17 protein-coding genes and 2 pseudogenes are annotated in these 19,491 nt (G+C 59.8%); 11 read left to right on the forward strand and 8 right to left on the reverse strand.

Annotation, left to right across the window (positions count from 1 at the left end):
- Window positions 1-26 precede the first annotated feature (26 nt).
- Window positions 27-521, reverse strand: coding sequence for a nuclear transport factor 2 family protein (locus tag MTX23_RS31185; protein WP_280973930.1), 495 nt, complete (start codon window positions 519-521; stop codon window positions 27-29).
- A 40-nt stretch (window positions 522-561) separates the two neighbouring features.
- Entirely contained in the window at window positions 562-1,671 is a 1,110-nt protein-coding gene (locus tag MTX23_RS31190) for an efflux RND transporter periplasmic adaptor subunit (protein WP_280973931.1), read from the reverse strand.
- Between the two features lie 243 nt (window positions 1,672-1,914).
- On the opposite strand from MTX23_RS31190, the gene MTX23_RS31195 reads away from it, so the two are divergent.
- Both MTX23_RS31195 and MTX23_RS31200 read left to right on the forward strand, forming a co-directional pair.
- Window positions 1,915-2,493, forward strand: a complete 579-nt coding sequence (locus MTX23_RS31195; protein WP_280973932.1) for a TetR/AcrR family transcriptional regulator — start codon at window positions 1,915-1,917, stop codon at window positions 2,491-2,493.
- Between the two features lie 104 nt (window positions 2,494-2,597).
- Complete coding sequence (locus MTX23_RS31200) at window positions 2,598-3,758, forward strand: iron-containing alcohol dehydrogenase (RefSeq protein WP_280973933.1); 1,161 nt, start codon at window positions 2,598-2,600, stop codon at window positions 3,756-3,758.
- A gap of 286 nt (window positions 3,759-4,044) precedes the next feature.
- Here the strand turns inward: MTX23_RS31200 and MTX23_RS31205 are convergent, their stop codons facing one another.
- The gene (locus MTX23_RS31205) at window positions 4,045-4,872 is read right to left on the reverse strand and encodes a class II aldolase/adducin family protein (protein WP_280973934.1); all 828 of its coding nucleotides are present in this window, start codon (window positions 4,870-4,872) and stop codon (window positions 4,045-4,047) included.
- Between the two features lie 179 nt (window positions 4,873-5,051).
- Between MTX23_RS31205 and MTX23_RS31210 the strand changes: the two genes are divergently transcribed.
- Window positions 5,052-5,984, forward strand: a complete 933-nt coding sequence (locus MTX23_RS31210; RefSeq protein ID WP_280973935.1) for a LysR substrate-binding domain-containing protein — start codon at window positions 5,052-5,054, stop codon at window positions 5,982-5,984.
- A gap of 396 nt (window positions 5,985-6,380) precedes the next feature.
- Window positions 6,381-7,145 carry an NAD(P)H-binding protein gene (locus MTX23_RS31215; protein WP_280973936.1) on the forward strand — a complete coding sequence of 255 codons (765 nt, stop codon included), beginning with the start codon at window positions 6,381-6,383 and terminating at the stop codon, window positions 7,143-7,145.
- A 374-nt stretch (window positions 7,146-7,519) separates the two neighbouring features.
- Here the strand turns inward: MTX23_RS31215 and MTX23_RS31220 are convergent, their stop codons facing one another.
- Window positions 7,520-8,122 (reverse strand): TetR/AcrR family transcriptional regulator, encoded by a 603-nt coding sequence (locus tag MTX23_RS31220; RefSeq protein WP_280973937.1) that lies wholly within the window; start codon window positions 8,120-8,122, stop codon window positions 7,520-7,522.
- Window positions 8,123-8,175: 53 nt separating this feature from the next.
- Here MTX23_RS31220 and MTX23_RS31225 point away from each other — a divergent pair, with 53 nt between their 5' ends.
- The 6 genes and pseudogenes from MTX23_RS31225 (at window position 8,176) to MTX23_RS31250 (ending at window position 13,376) form a co-directional block, all read left to right on the forward strand.
- Complete coding sequence (locus MTX23_RS31225; protein ID WP_280973938.1) at window positions 8,176-8,709, forward strand: tautomerase family protein; 534 nt, start codon at window positions 8,176-8,178, stop codon at window positions 8,707-8,709.
- 30 nt (window positions 8,710-8,739) lie between these two features.
- Window positions 8,740-9,543 (forward strand): SDR family oxidoreductase, encoded by an 804-nt coding sequence (locus tag MTX23_RS31230; protein ID WP_280973939.1) that lies wholly within the window; start codon window positions 8,740-8,742, stop codon window positions 9,541-9,543.
- A gap of 93 nt (window positions 9,544-9,636) precedes the next feature.
- Window positions 9,637-10,449, forward strand: a complete 813-nt coding sequence (locus MTX23_RS31235) for an oxidoreductase (RefSeq protein ID WP_280973940.1) — start codon at window positions 9,637-9,639, stop codon at window positions 10,447-10,449.
- 37 nt (window positions 10,450-10,486) lie between these two features.
- Window positions 10,487-11,747 (forward strand): annotated as a pseudogene (gene fabF / locus MTX23_RS31240) (beta-ketoacyl-ACP synthase II).
- 208 nt (window positions 11,748-11,955) lie between these two features.
- Window positions 11,956-12,699, forward strand: coding sequence for an SDR family NAD(P)-dependent oxidoreductase (locus tag MTX23_RS31245; protein ID WP_280973941.1), 744 nt, complete (start codon window positions 11,956-11,958; stop codon window positions 12,697-12,699).
- Window positions 12,699-13,376, forward strand: a complete 678-nt coding sequence (locus MTX23_RS31250; RefSeq protein WP_280973942.1) for a glutathione S-transferase family protein — start codon at window positions 12,699-12,701, stop codon at window positions 13,374-13,376. The genes MTX23_RS31245 and MTX23_RS31250 overlap by 1 nt, the downstream gene beginning before the upstream one ends.
- A 32-nt stretch (window positions 13,377-13,408) precedes the next feature.
- Here the strand turns inward: MTX23_RS31250 and MTX23_RS31255 are convergent, their stop codons facing one another.
- Window positions 13,409-14,608, reverse strand: coding sequence for a CoA transferase (locus MTX23_RS31255; RefSeq protein ID WP_280973943.1), 1,200 nt, complete (start codon window positions 14,606-14,608; stop codon window positions 13,409-13,411).
- 98 nt (window positions 14,609-14,706) lie between these two features.
- Window positions 14,707-15,339, reverse strand: a pseudogene (locus tag MTX23_RS31260) (2-hydroxychromene-2-carboxylate isomerase).
- Between the two features lie 227 nt (window positions 15,340-15,566).
- Here MTX23_RS31260 and MTX23_RS31265 point away from each other — a divergent pair.
- A complete protein-coding gene (locus MTX23_RS31265; protein ID WP_280973944.1) occupies window positions 15,567-16,079 on the forward strand; it encodes a helix-turn-helix domain-containing protein in 513 nt (170 codons plus the stop codon).
- A gap of 129 nt (window positions 16,080-16,208) precedes the next feature.
- On the opposite strand, the gene MTX23_RS31270 is transcribed toward MTX23_RS31265, so the two are convergent.
- Window positions 16,209-18,011 carry an AMP-binding protein gene (locus tag MTX23_RS31270; protein ID WP_280973945.1) on the reverse strand — a complete coding sequence of 601 codons (1,803 nt, stop codon included), beginning with the start codon at window positions 18,009-18,011 and terminating at the stop codon, window positions 16,209-16,211.
- A 121-nt stretch (window positions 18,012-18,132) separates the two neighbouring features.
- Window positions 18,133-19,332 carry an ABC transporter substrate-binding protein gene (locus tag MTX23_RS31275; protein ID WP_280978279.1) on the reverse strand — a complete coding sequence of 400 codons (1,200 nt, stop codon included), beginning with the start codon at window positions 19,330-19,332 and terminating at the stop codon, window positions 18,133-18,135.
- Between the last annotated feature and the right edge of the window lie 159 nt (window positions 19,333-19,491).

Genomic DNA, 19,491 nt, shown 5'->3' on the forward strand with positions numbered 1-19,491 from the left:
GCCGGCGGGCGCCGAGTGAACCGCGCTCAACCTAAAAAGCGCGGCCTGTAACTGCGCTGCTGCTGACTTACAATTGGTTCGGCGACAGCTTCTTTGAGGCCAGCAGCCGCCTGGGCAGCAAGCCCACGGGCCGCTTCCTGTGAATCTTGAAATTCCTCGAGTGCATAGACTCGACCCCACCGCAGAGTGAACACATGGAGACCACGGTTGACGTACGACGCGTCGCCGTTCAGCAGCTTCGCGGTGCCCTCCCACTGGGCAAACACGGTGGTGTGCCATGGCCAGCCCTTCACCGAGATGTTGCTGACCGTGAGATGGAGAGTGGGCAGGACGCGTCCGAGGCGCTCAAACCAGCGGCGCAGGTCTTCTTTGCCGCGGCGCTCACCACCAAGCGCATGGGCGCCGGAAACGCGGTGATGGACATGCGGCGCGACTGCTTTCACCGCTTCATCCCAGCGATGATTGTTGACGTGGTCGAAAGTCTTTCGGATTTCTTTCTTGACAATGGAACTGTAAAGCATCTGGCCTCTCCAACGGCGATCACGGAAAGATTGAAGCTCATCAGCTGCTCCTATTCTCCGAGGCAGCCCTGACGCGAGCGCCCTCCTGCAGGAGATGAGCGCCGAGCGAAACAACCCGATCACCAGGGCTCAGCCCGGAGATCACGGCGGTTTCGCTGGTCACACGCACAAGCTTGATGGGCTGAAAGTGTACGGTCGAGGTGGCGCTGTCGAAGACCCAAACGCCGGTCTTTCTGCCGTCATCGAGCACGGCTCCCAGCGGCACCTGGACTTCCGGCTTAGTCTCCTGGCTTGCCAGCCGAATGGTGACCGTCGCGCCAAGCGGTGCCGCCGCAGCCTCACCGTCGAGCACATAGCGGGCCTCATAGGTACGGGTCTGGGCATCTGCGGAATCCGACAACTGCCGGAGATGCGCCCTAAAGCGGCGCCCATCGCTCCCATACAAGCTGGCCTCGGCCACCGAGCCGATCGCCGGCCGGATTGTTTCGGGAAGCGCGACCACCGCTTCGCGGGGACCGGCCTGGGCAAGCCGAACCACGGTCTGGCCGGCGGAGACCACTTGTCCCGGCTCGCCAAGCGTTTGCATGACCGTTCCGTCCGCGTCCGCCACCAGGACGGAATAGGTCGTCTGGTTCTCGGCGACCCGTGCTTCGGCTTCGGCGGCGGCGAGTTGCGCGTTGGCTGTGTCCGACGCCGCCTTCGCCTGCTCGTAGCGCTGTCGGGAAGCCCATCCGTCGCTTACCAGGTTGGCATACCGCCGTTCATCCGCGTCCATCTGAACGACAGATGCACGCGCTGCGGCGACGGCATTGCGCTTCGCCGTGAGCACAAGGCGGAGGTCGGTTTCGTCGATCCGCATCAGCGGCTGGCCGGCTTTGACCTGGTCGCCGACATTCACAAGCCGTTGCAGGATCTTACCGGGGACACGAAAAGCGAGATTGCTTTCCACCCTCGCCCCGACGACGCCCGTGAAGCCGCGTTCGGATCCGGTTACTCGTGCTGCTGTCACCAAGCTGACGATCGGCGGTTCCTGCCTGGGGTCGCCCAGGGCAGAGGCTTTTCGAGTGGGAATGGCAAGAGTAGCGAACGCGGCCGCCCCGGACGCCGCGATCAGGACACCGGCTAAGACCACAAGTCTTCTCTTTCTCATCCCCATCTCCTATGCCGTTTAGATTTCATTCGAACGCTATATCCATAATAGAGTTCGATCGCAATCTAAAAAACGGAATTGACGAGAACGTGATCCGCGCAAGGTGCCTGCCATTTTCGGGAGCGGCGGCCTTTATGCAGGAGCCGCCCACCTCCTGCAGATCCTCTCGTGCCTGTTGATAGATTGCGTTCAGCCTCTATCTGATATATAGATTTCGAATGCAATCTAAAAAGGAGGTCCACGATGCGAGTGAGTCGCATTCAGGCCGCGGAAAACCGCCAAAACGTGATCAATGTGGCAAGTCGCCTTTTCCGGGAGCGCGGCTTTGATGGCATCGGGCTCAAGGATCTGATGGAGGGGGCCGGGCTGACCCAAGGCGCCTTCTACAAGCAGTTCGCGTCAAAAGAGGATTTGGCGGTAGAGGCGTCCAGGCGGGCATTGGAGAGCGCCTCCCGCCGATGGTCGGACGCGGCCACGGAGAATCCCAATGATCCGCTTGGCGCAGTGATTGCGTTCTACCTCAGTGCCGACCATCGCGAAGAAAAGATGGACGGCTGCCCGATCGTGGCGCTCGGCGCAGATGCCGCCAGACAGGGGCCCGATGTGAAAGCGGCATTCGAAGCGGGAATCAGGGCGCATCTCGAAGTCATTGGCCGCTTCATTGCCCGAACCGACGGCGATGAGCTCAACGGCACGGCCATGGCCATTCTCTCGACGATGGTCGGTGCGGTGACGCTATCGCGCGTCGTCAACGACCCCGATTTGGCACAGGCGTTACTGGATGCAGCAGTCGAACAGGTTCGCGAAGCCGTCGCCGCCTGAGATGTCGGTACCGGCCAGTTTCTCCACGTTGAGGAACTGACCGCTCCAATTCGAGATCAGGCGACTTCTCGGGCTTTCGGCCACTAACCCAATGGGAGGAAAAAATGCGCAGGACTGGTGCACATAACTTTCCAGCGATTGATCGTGTCATCTATGGCAAAGGTGCGTCTGAAGCTATCAATGAAGAGGCGGAGCGACTTAAAGCAAAGCGGGTCTTCCTTATCGTCAGTCGAACCTTGAACACCAAGACCGATGAGATCGAGCAAATCCGGCGTACGCTTGGTGACAAACATGTAGCGACCTTCGATGGAATTGCGCAGCACACGACACGCAAGCAAGCTGCCGAGGTTGCCCTCCACGCAAAGGACGCGCGAGCTGATTTAGTCGTGGCTGTTGGTGGAGGTTCTGCCGTCGATCTCGCCAAGATCGTCATCATGGCCATGGAGCACGATATCCGCGATGAAGCGGGCTTCGATCCCTTTCCCATGGGTCCAGGCGTGAGCCATTCTCCCTTCCGCTCGCCGACAGTCCGACAGATCGCGGTGCCATCCACGCTGAATGGTGGCGAATACAACGCGGCAGCGCTCGTCACAGATGAGCGCAATAAGCTGAAGCAAATTTTCTTTCACCCCCAAATGATGCCAGTGGCGATCATTCTCGACCCCGCCCTCACGCTTCATACGCCTTCAACACTTTGGATGGGATCGGGCACACGCTCGATGGATCACGGAATCGAAGCATTGTGCTCGCCGGCGGGCACTCCCTTGGCTGACGAAGTCGTGCTGGCAGGCATCCGCATTCTGCGTGAAGGAATGCTCCGGACCTTAGACCATCCGGACGATCTTGAGGCACGCCGGCTTTCTCAATATGGTTCGTGGCTTGCCTCGTTTGGGCTGCAGGCACGCATTCCGATGGGAGCAAGCCACGGCATCGGCCATGTGCTGGGAGGCACCTTCGGCGTTCCCCACTACTATTGCACACCTGTCATGATGCCGAGCCTTCTTCGCTACAACAAGCCGTTCACTGAGGAAGCGCAGAAGCATTTGGCGACGGCTCTGGGCGCTCCGGGCGACGAAGCGGCAGACGCCTTTGCGGAATTCGCCAGGAGACTTGGACTGCCTGGCCGACTCGTCGATGTCGGCATTGGTGAAGACAAGTTCGAGCAGATCAGCAAGATTGCAATCAATCATCGCTTCGTTCAGGCTAATCCACGGCCTTTCACAGGCGAATCCGAGATCGTCAGTTTGTTGCGAATGGCCGCTTAATGGAACAGCGTTGGGCGAGAGTTCGATGATGGAGGGATAACTGCGACCAGCCTCCCGCCCAATCGGGAGGCGAGGCTGTTTTACACGTCATTGCCATGTCGTCTTTCGGCCGGAAATATCTTGAATCGCCCTGAAGGGCTTTGCTCAGCACTGTTTTCACCGTACGTGAGCGGCCCTGAAATTCGCGCAAATACCGTCAAGGGTTCGTCCAACCCAACTGGCGCAAGCGTACCGGCGACTGGGCATGCTCATGCGCTTCTCCGAACGGCTTTGGCGGTTCGATACATCAGTTGAGCAGATCCGGCTGCTCCTTGACGAGTTTCGAGTATAGGGTCTGGAACTGAAACCAACCCGTCCTCGGCGTGCCGAGAATAGCAAACGCCTGTTTTGCGGATTCCTCGGGAATGTTCTTGAGAGGTTGACCGGTTCGCGCCGCCGCCGCCTCGGCGAGTAACTGCACTTGGCACGAGCGCTCCATCGTGATGAACCACCAGACCGCCTCATCCACGGTCTGTCCGACAGTCAGAAGTCCATGGTTCTGCAAGATGACTGCTTTGTGCGGCCCCAGCGCCTGGGCGATTCGCTGACCTTCGTCCAGTTCGACTGCCACCCCACCGTAATCCTCGTATAGAGCGTGATCGTTGTAGAATGCGCACGCGTCTTGCGTAATTGGCTCCAGTTTCCGAGCGAGCGTCGAGAACGCGCGGCCATGCGTGGAGTGGGAATGCGCCGCACCGACGGAATCGGGACGAGCCGCATGAACGCTTGCGTGAATCGCAAAAGCAGCCGCATTGACAGGATAGCTGCCTTCGACGACTTCGCCTTTATGGTTGACCCGAATAAGATCTGAGGCCTTGATCAAGCCGAAGCTCATCCCGAAGCCATTCACCCAAAACGTATCCGTAAACTCCGGATCGCGGGCGGTGATGTGGCCAGCGACTCCCTCGTCGAATCCGAACTTGGCGAAAAGTCTGAGGCCGGCGGCCAACCGTTCCTTTCTGTGTTGCCTCTCCTCGGCCAAGGTTTTGAAGACGGGCGGCTGTGGTAGCCCCGCATTGATCTTCGTGGCGGCCTGCGTATGGTGATCGTGTCGCTGCGGTGAGTTCATCGTCATGCCCTCGTCTCGTTTCCGCCCTGGTCGGCCTGCGGTACGGCGCCGAATTGGTTCGATACCGCTTTGGTAAGAGTTAAAATCAGCTATGGAACGTCCGCTGCCTCCACTAAATTGATCAGCCGGCCGTAGGAAAACAATTGAAATCGATTGTGGAATGTTGAACTGGGCTCACCGCAAGAATGTCGAATGCACAATCAACCCTCCCCCCGCTGGCGAGCCTCCGCGCATTCGAGGCTCTCGCACGCTCTGGCAGCGTCAAGCTTGCCTCCGAAAGCTTGAATCTCACGCCATCCGCGATCAGTCATCAAATCCGCACCCTCGAAGCTCATTTTGGTCTCCAGCTCGTTCAGCGCAGCGGCCGCAACATCGAACTCACCGAAAGCGGCGCGATATATGCCGCCGCGGTGCTAAGCGCATTCAACGAATTGTCTCGAGCGAGCGACCTCTTGGACGACAGAAAGCGCGGCAGGATTGTCAGAGTTAGCGTGACTCCGACCTTCGCAATGCTTGCGGCGCTTCCCCAACTCGAAAGGTTCCGCGTCGATAATCCTGGAATCGACTTGAGGCTGGAAGCCAAGAACACTCCGGTAGATTTTGAGAGGGATAACATCGATGCCGCCGTTCAATTCGGCGAGCCTCCGTTCAGCAGCTTGACTTTTCATCGACTGCTCAAGTCGCGCGTCGCGCCATGCGCCGACAGGACACTATTGGAGCGCTTTGCACCCATTCGAAACTCGCATGACTTGGCAAAAATGCCGCTGATCAGGTTCAACACGGCGCCTGATAGCTGGCAGAAATGGTTTGGCGAGTATGAGCCGCAGCTCGCTTCGAAGGAGGCGGAGTTGATCGGCGATAGCCTTCTGACAGCGATACAGATGGCGCGGTCAGCGATGGGGATGATTCTAGCGCCGTTTCCACTGGTAGCGCCGATGGTCACCGGCGGTGCCCTGAGCGTTGTAAAGCTCTGGGGCTCGATGGACATAGGGCTAAGAGACTTCTATTTTACGTATCGGAAGGTCGACGGCTCTTCCGAGAAGATAAGAGCGGTTCACAAATGGCTGAAGGTCATAGCAAAAACCCTGGAAGCTGAATCTACAAAGTTGGGAGTCTAGGCTCGGCGGCCGGCAACCCCGACTTCTGATCTTTCCGAACGCTTTTCGCAACTGATCGGGCGATGCTCGCCAATGAATTTCGTTCCGATTTGGGATTACTGCTCGAGCTCTTGAGGCTCTCGCAAGCGGTCCAATTTCGGTCCCGTCGCTCTATCTACATGGAACGGAGGACGGCTGCATGTCCGCGCAGCTTAGCGAAGACATGGAGTCGCTGTTCACGAATGGACTCGAGCGTCATGCCCGGCGTCGGGCATTTCCTGCATCTTGAACAACCCGATGCCGTTCTGAACCACGTCCTCCGCTTCCTGAGAAGCTGACTGGTCACGCTCGCCTCGATCGCGAAAACCGCCATCTGTTCAAGGAACGATCCAGTCGCCCAGCCAAAAGGACAAGTCGATGTCGAAGCGGACCCCTATTCTGATCACTGGCGCCGGCGGCGAAGTTGGCTCCGTAAGCAAGACGATGATCGACATGCTGCTGGAGAAGCAATATCCGGTGCGTGCCTTCGTGAGGCGGGACGACGAGCGGGCGGAGGCGCTTCGAAGGGCCGGAGCCCAGGTGTTCGTCGGCGATCTCCTCAATGTCGCCGATGTCGCGGCTGCCCTGAAAGGTTGTGGGAGGGTCTACTTCAGCATGAGCTTGAACCCTTACTATAGCGACGCAACCATCCTGATGGCTGCCGCTGCGCGCGCGCAAGGAGACATCGAGGTTTTCGTGAACATCTCGGAGTTTGAGCAGACCTTCATGACATTCGATAGAATGACCGCCGCGCAGGAGGCGCGACTCGCCTGGCTCGGAGGATCCGTCGCCGAGTGGTCGCCGCAACAGAGGGCCCATTGGGCGTCGGAGCAGGCGCTGCAGTGGTCCGGCCTCCCGGTCGTTAACATCCAAGCGACGATGTTCGCCGAAAACCCGATCCTTTCCTGGTTTCCGCTAAAGCAATTGCTAAGTGCGGGCGAACTCCACCTGCCCTTTGGCACGCAGAAAATCGCGCCAATCGCCGCCTATGATGTTGCGGAGATTTGCACGAAAATCCTGATCGATCCCTCGGCGCATATATCGATGTCATATGCGCTCACCGGGCCAGAGTTGAAGGACATGCATGGGTTTGCGGAGGATTACGGTGCCGCGCTGGGACGTAAGATTTCGTACGTGCCCTAGGACCTGGATGCCTGGATCGAGACGTACATCAACAATGCTCTGGCATCTCGCAATCCGCACATTGCAGACCACCTGAAAACCATCACCCGCTTGGTCGCAGGCGGACGTTACGATGTTGTCAACGACGAGCTTGAACGATTACTTGGACGTGCTCCGAAGGCCGTCCGATGGGCTCTTGAACAAAATCCGCGAATTCGCAATGCAGTGGAGGCCACATGATCGCAGACGGAGAGGCCACGCACGTGGCTGGAGGCCGGGCGTATGAAATGCGGATAGCACTTCCTGCGGGCAGAACGAATCGCTGCTCCGAGCAACACAGCCAAGCCGGGCCCCGCGTCTGCAGGTTCGCAGCGACCACGGCTCGACACGAAGGGTCAGCCCGGACCTTTTGAATTGCGCCCGCTTCGCCGCAGCCCGTTTGAACGCGTCACATTTTTCCGGCAGCTCTCTGTTGCCGTCGCGAGCAATTCACGGCCAAGATTGCTCGACGCCGGCATTGCTCTGGCCAGGACCAACGCTCCGACCATACGACAGACCAGATCCACCGCCTCCTCGCGAGCGGACGCCATCTCGGGCAACGAATCTGCAATCGACAAGATCATCCGCTCGACGCCCTCGGCGAAAACGCTTTTGATGCTATCCGGCTGTCGTGCGACCTCGCCTGCCAGCGCCGCCGCCGGACACGTGGAACCAGGCGCCTTCCGAGCCTCCTCCGACAGATAAGACGTAACGAACTCGTCGAGGCTCGGCATTTGTTCCCGCACGCCATCCATCTGGCGGAATGCGTAGTCGAGGGCCTCACAGGCCAGTGCGCTCTTCGATTCGAAGTGATTGTAGAATCCGCCATGCGTGAAGCCGGCGGCTTTCATCAGATCGTTGACCGAAATGCCGTCGAAACCGCCCTCGCGAAAGAGCTTTGATGCCCTCGCGACAACTTTCTGCCGGTTTTTCTGGGCCTGACTTTCAGTAATCCGCACGACCAATCTCCCGAATCTCACACCGTTACGATGATACATGTCATTATTAATGATTGACAAGACACCCAAATAATGATGATGCTCGCCCAAATAATGATGATGATCATCATTGGCGAGCCAAACCGCGTCCCGCTTCAGGAGGAAAAATGCCCTTTTGGAAAATCTATCATCCGGTCGGCGCCTTCACCGCTGAAGACAAACGCGCCCTTTCGCAACGAATTACCGAGCTCTATCGCGGACTGCCAAAATTCTACGTCATCGTCGTTTTTCACGAGGTTACCCCCGAGTCCTTCTATATGGGCGGCGAGGAGGCGCACAATTTCGTTCGCATCTCGGTGGATCACATCGCCCGGTCATTCCCGCCCGACGCCAAGAAGCTGAAAGCCAAATGGATGGGCTGGGCGGAAAAGGCGCTGGCGCCCTACATCAAGGATCGCGGCAGGGATTGGGAAATCCACATCGACGAAACGCCTTTTGATCTCTGGCAGATCCAAGGCATGCCCCCGCCGCCGCCAAATTCCGAGGACGAGAAGCGCTGGCTCGAGGAAAACAAGCCGGTGCCGTACCCCATTCAAGAGCCGGCTTAGTCAGGCCGATTGTCCGAGGCATAGATCAGGATGAGCAACCATCAGCGTTTTGCAGTCGTTACCGGTGCCTCGTCGGGGATAGGCGCTGCCTATGCCGAACGAATGGCGGAGCGCGGCTACAACTTGATTCTCGTCGCCCGTCGTCGGAACCGACTAGAAGAGATCGCCAGCAAAATCCAAGCCAAGACAAAGCGCGCCGTCGAGATCGTGACTGCGGATCTCGGCGATCCGGCGGACCTGTTGCGCATTGAGGCGTTACTGACCGAACGGGAGGACATCGACGTCCTGATCAACAATGCCGGCCTTGGCGCTCTTGGGCCCACGTCGAAAGTGGCTGCGGCTGCGTTGGAGAACCTGATTAAGATCAATGTGCTGGCGTTGACACGACTGACGCATGCAGTCCTGCCGGGTTTCCTGCGGCGCAATTCCGGAACGATCATCAATATCGCCTCCACCATCGCGGTCATGCCAACACCTTCCGGCGCAGGCTACTCCGGCACCAAGGGATATGTCCTGAATTTCACCCGCTCGCTCCAGATGGAGCTTGCAAAGACCAACGTCACGGTTCAGGCGGTGCTTCCCGGCCCGGTTCGTACGGAATTTTTTGAAGCATCCGGTCTCACTGAGGCGCCCTTCCCCGACGAACTCTTCATGTCCGCGGAGGAATTGGTCGACACCGCTCTCCACGCATTGGACCAGGGCGAGCTGGTCTGCTTTCCCTCATTGGAGGATACATCGTTCTGGACGGCGTTTGAGGACGCCCGCATTGCGTTGAGCCGTGCGCTCACGCAGTCAGGTCGGCCGGCCACGAGATATTCGGAAAGAACTCGGTAACAACTGACGCTCCCGAGATTGCTGCCAATTTCCCGACCGTCAGAACGAGCGTCATCTAAATCGGCTGCTCAATAGCATCGACAGAGGCTTTCTATGCGACAAGATGGCAAGGTAGCGATTGTGACCGGGGCCGCGACGGGAATCGGGCAGGCTTCGGCAAAGGCGCTGCGTCAAGCCGGATTCCGCGTTTTCGGCACGAGCCGGCGGGCCGCCGCAAGCATCGCGGACGGCATTACGATGATTCCCTGCGATGTAACGGACGACGCATCAGTCAAGGCGGTCGTCGACAAGGTGCTCGATACGGCGGGCAGGATCGACGTTCTGGTGAACAACGCGGGAACCGGCCTGCTTGCCGCAGCTGAAGAATCGTCGGTGCAACAAGCCCAAGCGTTGTTCGACGTAAACCTTTTCGGAGTGATCCGCACGACCAACGCGGTTCTCCCTGTGATGCGAAGTCAAAAAGCGGGACGGATCGTCAATATAAGTTCGGTCATGGGCTTAATACCTGCCCCATTTTCGGCCCTCTACTCCTCCACAAAGCATGCTCTCGAAGGCTATTCGGAGTCCCTGGACCACGAGGTGCGGACCTTCGGCATTCGAATTTGCTTGCTTGAGCCGGCGTATACCAAAACTTCGTTCGAACAAAACATGGTGCTGCCGGATCGGAGCCTGGACGCGTACGTCTCGGCGCGAACGCGATCCGGCGCGCTCATGCGAGAGATCATGAAGACAGCCGACAGTCCCGACATTGTCGCTGACTGGGTCCTAGAAGCCGTGACGACCAAATCGCCCCGTCTGCGATACACCTGCGGCAAGATGGCACGACAGGTGAGCGTCCTGCGTCGTTTCGTCCCCGAACGGATGTTCGACAAGAGCCTTCGCAAGCAGATGGGATTGCCGGCTTAACCGGACTAGCCAAGCCGACCTCGAAAGTCATCTGATCATGCGTCGCATCGTCGTTACGGGAATGGGACTCGTATCACCGCTGGGCTGCGGCAGTGAGCTGGCATGGTCGCGGCTGCTCGCGGCCCGTTCGGGGCTGGCGGCCCTTCCCGAATGGGCGGCTGCGCTTCCTGCACGGGTCGCTGGGATCGTGCCGATGAAGGCCGATGATCCGGATGGGGGCTTCGATCCGAATCTGGTCGTTCCTCCCAAGGATCAGCGGAGGATGGCGCTTCATCCTGTTCGCACTGGTCGCCGCGGCCGAGGCCATTGCACAAGCGGCATGGACTCCGTCCGATGCGCATTCGCTTGAGCGCACGGCGACCGTGATCGCATCCGGCATCGGAGGCTTTCCGGCCATCGTCGAATCGGTTCGCACCACGGATCAGCGCGGGGTCCGGCGCCTCTCGCCGTTCACCGTGCCGTCTTTTCTCGCCAATCTCGCGGCCGGTCATATCTCCATTCGCTACGACTTCAAGGGTCCCATCGGTACGCCGGTCACCGCTTGCGCGGCCAGCGTACAGGCGATTGGCGATGCCGCACGTCTCATCCGGACCGGAGAAGCCGACGTTGCGATTTGCGATGGCTCGGAAGCCTGCATTGATCTCGTGAGCCTTGGCGGCTTCGCCGCCGCCCGGGCCCTTTCGACGGGCTTCAACGAAACGCCGACGCGTGCGTCCCGCCCCTTCGACCGCGACCGCGATGGCTTCGTCATGGGCGAAGGCGCCGGCATCCTCGTCATTGAAGAGCTGGAGCACGCGCTCCGCCGCGGCGCCCAGCCGATCGCCGAAATCGCTGGCTATGGCACGACTGCTGACGCCTACCACATCACGTCAGGCCCCGAGGACGGCGACGGCGCGCGCCGCGCCATGGAAGGCGCCTTGCGGCAGGCCAGCCTTAAGCCCAGTGACATCCAGCATCTCAACGCCCATTCCACTTCGACGCCGGTTGGCGACGTTTCCGAACTGGAGGCGATCAAAGCCGTGTTCGGCCACGACGGAAAAATTGCCGTGAGCGCCACCAAATCGGCAACCGGTCACCTGCTCGGCGCAGCCGGAGGAGCGGAAGCGATCTTCACGATCCTCGCGCTACGGGACCAGGTCGCACCGCCCACTCTCAATCTCGAAAATGCCGATCCGGCTGCGGAAGGCGTCGACCTCGTCGCCGGCGAGGCCAGGCGGATGACGATGGAGCATGCGATTTCCAACGGATTCGGCTTCGGGGGCGTCAACGCCAGCGTCATCTTTCGACGTTGGCAATGACCAAAAGCGCCCGCGATTGGCAAGTCACCGCCGATCTGCCAGCGCCTTCGCCGCGCTGCATCGCCTGATCATGTGCGGCAGTGCCGGATCGTCGATCAGACCAGTTGTTCCGCGGGCTGCCATTTCGAGGGTCTGGAAAAGTTCGTTTACAACGCGGCGGAGAGTAGCTACCAATAAGTATCAAAAAAGAACCTATTAGGGAGCGAGCATGGTGCAGGGTCGCGGCGTGGCAATCCTGGTGGGCGCAGGCGATGCGATCGGCGCTGCCGTTGCACGGCGTTTTGCCAAAGGCGGCTATACGGTGTGCATCTGCCGGCGCGACGCCGCCAAATCTCAGGGGCTAGTGGACGAACTGGCTGCGGCAGGCCATCGCATCCACGCCTTCAGCGTCGATGCGCGTCAGGAAGCCGAAGTCCAGAAGCTTTTTTCCGAGGTCGAAAGCAATATCGGACCGATCGAGGTCTGCCTTTTCAATGCCGGATCGAATGTCAACAAGCCGCTGCTGGACACCACAGAAAAGCTTTTCTTCAAGGCCTGGGAGCTGGCCTGCTACGCAGGATTCCTTGTGGGGCGCGAGGCCGCGCGATTCATGCTGCCGCGCGGACGCGGCACCATCTTCTTTACCGGTGCGACCGCCAGCATTCGCGGCGGCCAGGGCTTTGCCGCGTTTTCATCGGCGAAATTCGGACTTCGCGCGGTGGCACAGGCCATGGCGCGCGAGCTTGGGCCGAAGAATATCCATGTCGTCCATCTCGTCATCGACGCCGGCGTCGATAGCGAAGCCATTCACCAGCGCATGAAAGCGGCGAAGGGGATCGAGGTAAGCGGGATCCCGCCGGACAGCCTGACGAAGACATCCTCTATTGCCGAAGCGTACTGGTTCACCCATCAGCAAAGCCGCGACGGCTGGACCCATGAACTCGATCTTCGCCCGTCTGTGGAGAAGTGGTGATGAGCGCGACGCCCGATCTCACCCTGTGGGGCGCCGGCACAAGCCGCACCATTCGTGCACACTGGGCCATGCACGAACTTGGCTTGTCCTACACGGTCAAGCCGATCGGGCCACGGACGGGCGAGACCAAGACGGCTGAATACACCAGGCTCAATCCTCGCCAGAAAATCCCGCTGCTTCAGGACGGCGACTTCTGCATCGGCGAAAGCGCCGCGATCGTTGCCTATCTGTCGCGCATGTATTCCACGCCGGACCGCTCGCTGATTCCGGAAGGCACCCGCGACTATGCCGCGTGGCTCGAATGGTGCTTCTTTATCGTGGCCGAGCTTGATTCCACGAGCCTTTACGTCATGCGCCGCCACCGAGCGGATGCACTGGGACACATCTACGGCGTTGCGCCTGAGGTCGTGGCTCAAGCCGCGGAATATTTTCGCGGGCAGTTGCGCCATGTTGAAGTCGCCCTTGCCGACGGCCGGCAGTTTCTCATGGGCGACCGCTTCAGCAGCGCGGATATCCTCCTTACGACGTGCCTCGACTGGGCCATCGCTTATGGCGTTGGCATTTGCGAGAATGCGGTGCCCTATCTCGAACGTATTCAGCGGCGCGAGGCCTATCAGCGAGCGGCCGCGGCGAATGTTCCGGCAGCACCTATTGCGGCGGTGCCGGCGAAAGTCTGAGAACCGATCGCCGGTTGCGCGAACGCTTCCGCCTACACGGCCACGCGCACGCTGCGCTCGGCGACCATTTTGTCGATGGCGCCGTCGTCGTACCCCAGCTCGCGCAGCACCTCGCGCGAGTGCTCGCCGACCCTGGGAGCCGGTCCGCCGATCGCAGCCTGGTTGACCTCGAAGCGGGCTGCCGGCTTCGGCTGCCGCACCCGACCGACTTTCGGCTGATCGAATTCGGCGATGATGCCGCGCGCGACCACCTGTTCATTATGAATGATTTCGCCCCGCCGCAGGATTGGCGCACAAGGCACGTCCGCGGCGTCCAGGCGCTCCAGCCATTCGGCTGTCGTGCGCTGGCCGATGTACTCCGCCATCTTGTTGATTCGCGCCGTGGCGTTGATCGAACGCGCCGATGGGGTCGCAAAGCGGGGATCATCGGCAAGCTCGGGATCGCCGGAGGCCTGACAGAAACCCTGCCATTCGGAATCGGAGATGGTGCCCGCGGTGATGTAGCCGTCGCTGGTCTTGAACACGAGATCCGGCCGATCATTCGGATCGGCGGCGGCCGCCTCGGCGCCGACCACCGTGTACTGCATCATGCCTTCCGGCCACAGATACGAGATCATCGCATCCAGCATCGCAACCTGGATGTGGTCGCCCTGCCCCGTCTTCTCACGCGCATAGAGCGCCGCGGCCACCGCCTGCGCGGTGAACACCGCTGTTGTCTTGTCGCATACAATGGTGCGGATCATCTGCGGCCGGTTCGTGACCGGCTGCGACTGGATATCGGCAAAGCCGGACAGGCCCTGAATGATCGGATCATAGACCCGCTTCTTCACATAAGGGCCGCTATCTCCGACGCCGCTGATCGAGACGTAGATCAGGCGCGGATGGCGCTGACGCAATTCCTCGACGCCGAGACCAAGGCGCTCCATGGTGCCGGGCCGGAAATTCTGCACCAGGACATCGGCCTGCGCGACCAGCCTGGTGAGCACCTCGCGCCCGGACGTGCTCTTGACGTCGATCGACAGCGAACGCTTGCCGCGGTTTGACGAGATGAACAGCGCGGAGAACTCGCCTTCCTTGTCGATGGTGGCGCGGCTGCGGCGGGTGATATCGCCTCCGATCGGCTCGATCTTCAGCACGTCGGCGCCCTGATCCGCCAGAAACATGGTCGCGAATGGGCCCGACACCACGCCGGTCAAGTCCAGAACACGAACGCCGTGAAGTGGGCCGGCCATTGCACTCTCCCTGAATCTTGTTCTGCCGAAGTTGCCGCGCACACGTTTCGTTTCACCGCGTGCCGTGGCCAGGATATTCCGGACCGCAATTCCCGACGTCAAGTCGTTCTTGAAATGCGCTGACGGGCCTGCTCGACAATCGACTCCTCGACGTCGCGGAGCTGATCCTTGCCGAAAAACATTTCCTTGCCAACGAAGAACGTCGGTGAACCAAATGCGCCGCGGCTGACCGCGTCGTTGGTCAGATCGATCAGCCTCTTCTTGACGTCATCCTGCTGCGCGCGCGCAATCAATCTGTCGATATCGATTCCCGAGGACACGAAAGCCCTCCGGAAGATTTCCGGATCATCCATCTTCTTCGGCTCTTCCCACATATGGCGGTAGGCAGCGCGAAAATAGGGCTCGAACACGCCCTCGAATTAGGCGGCGACGGCACCGCGCATCAGCATCAGCGTGTTGACTGGAAAGAACGGATTCTGGCGAAATTTCGCGATGTTGTGGCGTCGGATAAACCGCTGAGTCTCGAGCGCCTGGTATTCCGGCTTGTTCTTGATCCCCCGAAGCGAGTCGAACGGCGACATGTTGCCCGTCGCCTTGTAGATGCCGCCGAGCAAAACCGGGAGATACTCGAATTTCACGCCGGTGCGCTGCTCGATGCCCGGAATGACCACTTCCGCCAAATAGGCGTTCGGGCTGCCGAAATCGAACTGGAATTCAACCTTCAGGGTCATCTCGGCTTCCTCCCGGAGCGCATTGGCAGGTACTGGTGATCCGATCGCCAGCCTCAACTGTCTTCTATAGTTCTAAAATCGAACTGTCAAATGTGGCTGAAATCTACTGGTTTGGCCTATCTGGAAGAGTATTGTTTGGAATTTAGTACCTATCTAGAATGCAAGGGCCTGCACCGGCTTCCGTGACGATTCGAGACGGCCCATGCCGGGATGACTGGAGAGCCTGAATGAAGTGGAAAGAACTTGAGGAAGAACCATGTTCGATGGCCCGAACCATCGGCGTGATCGGCGATCGCTGGACTCTCCTGATCCTGCGCGAATGCTTTCTGCGCACGCGGCGCTTCGAGGGATTTCAGTCGGCGCTCGGAATCACGCGGCACTTGCTCGCCGAGCGATTGAAAAAGCTGGTTCGGCAGGGCATCCTGCGCCGCATTCCATACCAGGAATCACCCAAGCGCCACGAATACATCCTGACTCAAAAGGGACTCGATCTGTATCCGATCATGATGGCGATCGTGCATTGGGGCGATACTCACATGGTCGACGAGCGCGGCCGGCCTTTGCTGCACCAGCACCGCAAGTGCGGAAAGGACTTCGATCCGGTCATGGTGTGCTCCGAATGCGGCGAGCCGCTGTCGGCCAAGGAGGTTCATACTCACCCGGGGCCGGGTGCCCGCGGCACCCCCGCGACAAACGCGCCGGAGATCCGGAAGACAAAGGCGCGCTCACGCGCCGCTTGAGATGGACGCGCACGGCATGCTGCATCGACCGCGCCGTGCAGCAGCAGATGGCTACGCAAGCGAGTGCCTGCGGGCGCCGTCGAGCCGACACAGGATGTCCGCAACGGCCCCGCAACGCTGACCTCGCTCTTACACCCGGACCACATCTCGAGCCGGTTCATTCGTGTAGAGACGCTCAACCTGTTCAGAACGAACTTTCAGCACCGCACGCTGGTTGACGTAGGCCTTGTCGGTGATTTCTCCGGCCGCCATTGACGGCGGATCCTTCAGCAGAGAGAAGGAACAGATTTTTTCGCTGCTTCCGACGGTCTCATTGTATTCCTGCAAGCGATCCTTCAGAAACTGGACCACGAGAGGATCGCCGGTCAAATCTGCGGCTGGGGCCTTTGAAATCCGAGCCGCCTCGGTCGGGTTCAACCAGCAGAGCAGCGCGCACGCCTCGCGATTTTCGCCGGCAACGACAATGTCCAGCAAGACACCGCGTGTCGCGGCCAGGATTGCCGCGCGCATGTTGCCGATCGCGACCCAGGTGCCGTTGGCGAGCTTGAAGTTCTCGGAAATTCTCCCGGTAAAGCGCAGCCCAAGCTCCGGCTTCTCTGGATCCAGGAACGAGACGGTATCGCCGATGCGATAGAATCCCTCCTCATCGAAGGCCCTTTCCGTCAAATCCGGCCGTCCGAGATAACCGGGCGTGACGTTGGGTCCCTTGACCCTCGCCTCGTAGGTATCGGAAACGGGGATCAGTTTTAACTGCAGCCCCGGCGCGGGAAGACCAATCTCCCCCGGCTGATCCGTTGCCCAATGGGTCGTACTGATCGTCGGGGCCGTTTCGGTCGTGCCATAACCCGACATCACTGGAATCCGCCGTCCCGTGATTGATGATGTCAACCGATACAGTTTCTCAAGCGTGGCTTGCGAAATTGCAGCCCCGGCGTAGCTCAAGCGATCCATCCGCTTGAACACACGAGCGCCAAGATCGAGGTCCTTCTCGACCGCGTCACATAGGAGATTATAGCCGGCGGGTACGTTGAACATCGCGGTCGGCGAAATCTCCCTGAGATTGGCAACCGTCTTGTGAAAGAGCTGCGGCAGCGGCCGGCCATCGTCGATATAGAGCGTCCCGCCATTCTTGAGGATGCTGTGAAGGATGATATTGCTGCCCATCGTATGGTGCCAGGGCAGCCACTCCACCTGGACCGGCGCAGCCTGAGAAGACACGAGCAGACTCCCCATTTCCAGGGAGCTCGCCATCATCCGGTGGGTGTTGAGCACCCCTTTCGGGAAGCCGGTCGAACCGGACGTGAAGAGAATCTTGGCAACAGCGTCGCAAGAGACCGCCCGTGCTGCCCGGGCAAATCCTTCGCTCCCGGCTCTGCCTGTCAGGGTGCGGAAAGGCACCGTATCCTGCGTGCCGTCGACGCTGATCCAGGTCGCGGCGGCCAACTCCGCAATGGAGCGGCCAGCGGAAAAGTCGCGTCCGCTTTGGACGAAAACGAAGCTCGGGCGCAGCACTTCCGCGATGTCCTTGAGACGAGCGAGGCCACCGGGCATCAGCGTGTAGTTCGGCGATATCGGCGCCAGGATGCCCCCTATCGACATTGCCGCAAACGAGATCACCGCGTTCTCGATGGAGTTTCCTGAAAGTACTGCCAGCTTGTCAGCCGGCTTTGCGCCCATATCGATCAGGCTTTGGCCGACCGCCTGAACCTGCGACCATGCCTCCCCGTAGGTGATCTCGTCCCATCCACCCTGTGCATTGCGTTGCGCAAGGAAAACTCGGTCCGGAACGGCGTCTGCCCAGCTCGGTAGAAAATCGGTGATACGCCAGTCACACGGCTTCCATTCGAGAGGCGAGCTCAATATGAGCGTGCCGTCGGGTCGACGCTCGATGCAAAGCTCCCTTGGCGCAAACGTCAGTGCCTTCGTCGACATCGAAATGACCTCCTGAATTGCTGGAAAGGCGATCGCACGCGCACGCGCTGCACCCTCTTGTGCCCAGCGCCGGCTGGCCGGCACAATTAATGCCCCATCCGCCACCTTGCCCGTTGCGCGCTCATTCGGACCTGGCGTCCAGCACGTCCCCGAAGGCTTCCCAGGTCGTGCCGGTCCATCGCTGCAGGCGCATCTGCGTCCAGATCATGTTCTCGGTTTCGCTGGTGTTGACCTTGATCCCCGGCAGCGCGGTCGGGACGACCAAATCCCTAAGGTTCTTGGCCTGCGCAAGAATATTCTTGCGAGACAGATCATTTCCGCATTGCTTCAGGATCTGCTCGAGCAGGATGCCCTGCTGATAGCCCGTTAGATAGCTGCCGTTGGTGATGTCGACGCCCGGCAAATACTTGCCGAGAAACGCCCGGTAGGCCTGCATGGCAGGGTCGTCTTTCCACGTTTGATCTACGATATCCTTGTTGATTGTCCCGACGATCACACCGACTGATTTGTCGAGACCGGCCGGCGCGAGCGTGCCTCCAACCGAACCGGACGGAAAGTTGATGATGACCGTCGCCTTCCAGCCGATCACAGAGGCTTGGCGGATCGCCTGCGCGGCGAACTTCGGTGTTCCTGCGATCATCAGGGCGTCGGCACCGGAGTTCTTCAGATTGGTGACCTGTGAATCGACGGTCGGTTCGGTGACCTCATAGGAAGCGCTGACGACCTTTCGATCGTACTCCTTGCCGAGAAACGCTTTGAAGGCATTGACGTAATCTTTGCCGAGATCGTCGTTTTGATAGAGGATCGCATACTTGGCGTTCGGGAGCGTCTTCGTCAGATATTTGGCGTAGATTTTTCCTTCGGTGTCGTAGCTGACAAGGCCTGTCGTGGTCAGCGGGTAACTGGTGACGTCGGTGAATTTCGATGATCCGCTGACGATTGCGATGCTGGGCACGCCTTTCGTCTTCAGGTATTTTGCCGTCGCCGAAATGCCGGGAGTGCCGAGCTGGCCGAACATGAACGCCACTTCATCACTCTCAACGAGCTTGCGGACCTGCTCCACCGCTTTGGGCGGGCTGTACGCGTCATCATAGGCGATGTAGTTGATCTTGCGTCCGTTAATGCCGCCGCGGTCATTCAGCGATTGAATGTATGCGATCAGTCCCTTGCCCACGAGACCGATCGATGACGCCGGTCCACTGAACGGAAACACCCCGCCGATCCTGATCTCGGTCTCAGTGACCCCCGGCTCGTCGGCCGCGAATGCCGGTCCGCTCAAAAGCAACGCCAGAGCCGCAACGATCTTCGGATTCACCAACATTGCTCGTCCTCCCTCATGCGCACCCTTCCGGTACGTCATTGTGTTTTGTTGCGTCACCGGCTGCTCGCCCGGCGTCACGCCGAGCGAAACTGAGCGCCTCGCTATCCAAGCGCGGACTGGCCCAGCGCGCGGCAAGCCTTGCGGTCGTTGAGATCGGCC

The organism is Bradyrhizobium sp. ISRA436, assembly GCF_029910015.1.
In the GTDB taxonomy this organism is placed as follows: domain Bacteria; phylum Pseudomonadota; class Alphaproteobacteria; order Rhizobiales; family Xanthobacteraceae; genus Bradyrhizobium.

What these genes read in the sequence shown, in the direction of transcription:
- MTX23_RS31185 (WP_280973930.1), bottom strand. Translation starts at nt 521, where the DNA reads ATGCTTTACAGTTCCATTGTCAAGAAAGAAATCCGAAAGACTTTCGAC.
- MTX23_RS31190 (WP_280973931.1), bottom strand. Translation starts at nt 1,671, where the DNA reads ATGAGAAAGAGAAGACTTGTGGTCTTAGCCGGTGTCCTGATCGCGGCG.
- MTX23_RS31195 (WP_280973932.1), top strand. Translation starts at nt 1,915, where the DNA reads ATGCGAGTGAGTCGCATTCAGGCCGCGGAAAACCGCCAAAACGTGATC.
- MTX23_RS31200 (WP_280973933.1), top strand. Translation starts at nt 2,598, where the DNA reads ATGCGCAGGACTGGTGCACATAACTTTCCAGCGATTGATCGTGTCATC.
- MTX23_RS31205 (WP_280973934.1), bottom strand. Translation starts at nt 4,872, where the DNA reads ATGACGATGAACTCACCGCAGCGACACGATCACCATACGCAGGCCGCC.
- MTX23_RS31210 (WP_280973935.1), top strand. Translation starts at nt 5,052, where the DNA reads ATGTCGAATGCACAATCAACCCTCCCCCCGCTGGCGAGCCTCCGCGCA.
- MTX23_RS31215 (WP_280973936.1), top strand. Translation starts at nt 6,381, where the DNA reads ATGTCGAAGCGGACCCCTATTCTGATCACTGGCGCCGGCGGCGAAGTT.
- MTX23_RS31230 (WP_280973939.1), top strand. Translation starts at nt 8,740, where the DNA reads ATGAGCAACCATCAGCGTTTTGCAGTCGTTACCGGTGCCTCGTCGGGG.
- MTX23_RS31235 (WP_280973940.1), top strand. Translation starts at nt 9,637, where the DNA reads ATGCGACAAGATGGCAAGGTAGCGATTGTGACCGGGGCCGCGACGGGA.
- MTX23_RS31245 (WP_280973941.1), top strand. Translation starts at nt 11,956, where the DNA reads ATGGTGCAGGGTCGCGGCGTGGCAATCCTGGTGGGCGCAGGCGATGCG.
- MTX23_RS31250 (WP_280973942.1), top strand. Translation starts at nt 12,699, where the DNA reads ATGAGCGCGACGCCCGATCTCACCCTGTGGGGCGCCGGCACAAGCCGC.
- MTX23_RS31255 (WP_280973943.1), bottom strand. Translation starts at nt 14,608, where the DNA reads ATGGCCGGCCCACTTCACGGCGTTCGTGTTCTGGACTTGACCGGCGTG.
- MTX23_RS31265 (WP_280973944.1), top strand. Translation starts at nt 15,567, where the DNA reads ATGAAGTGGAAAGAACTTGAGGAAGAACCATGTTCGATGGCCCGAACC.
- MTX23_RS31270 (WP_280973945.1), bottom strand. Translation starts at nt 18,011, where the DNA reads ATGTCGACGAAGGCACTGACGTTTGCGCCAAGGGAGCTTTGCATCGAG.
- MTX23_RS31275 (WP_280978279.1), bottom strand. Translation starts at nt 19,332, where the DNA reads ATGTTGGTGAATCCGAAGATCGTTGCGGCTCTGGCGTTGCTTTTGAGC.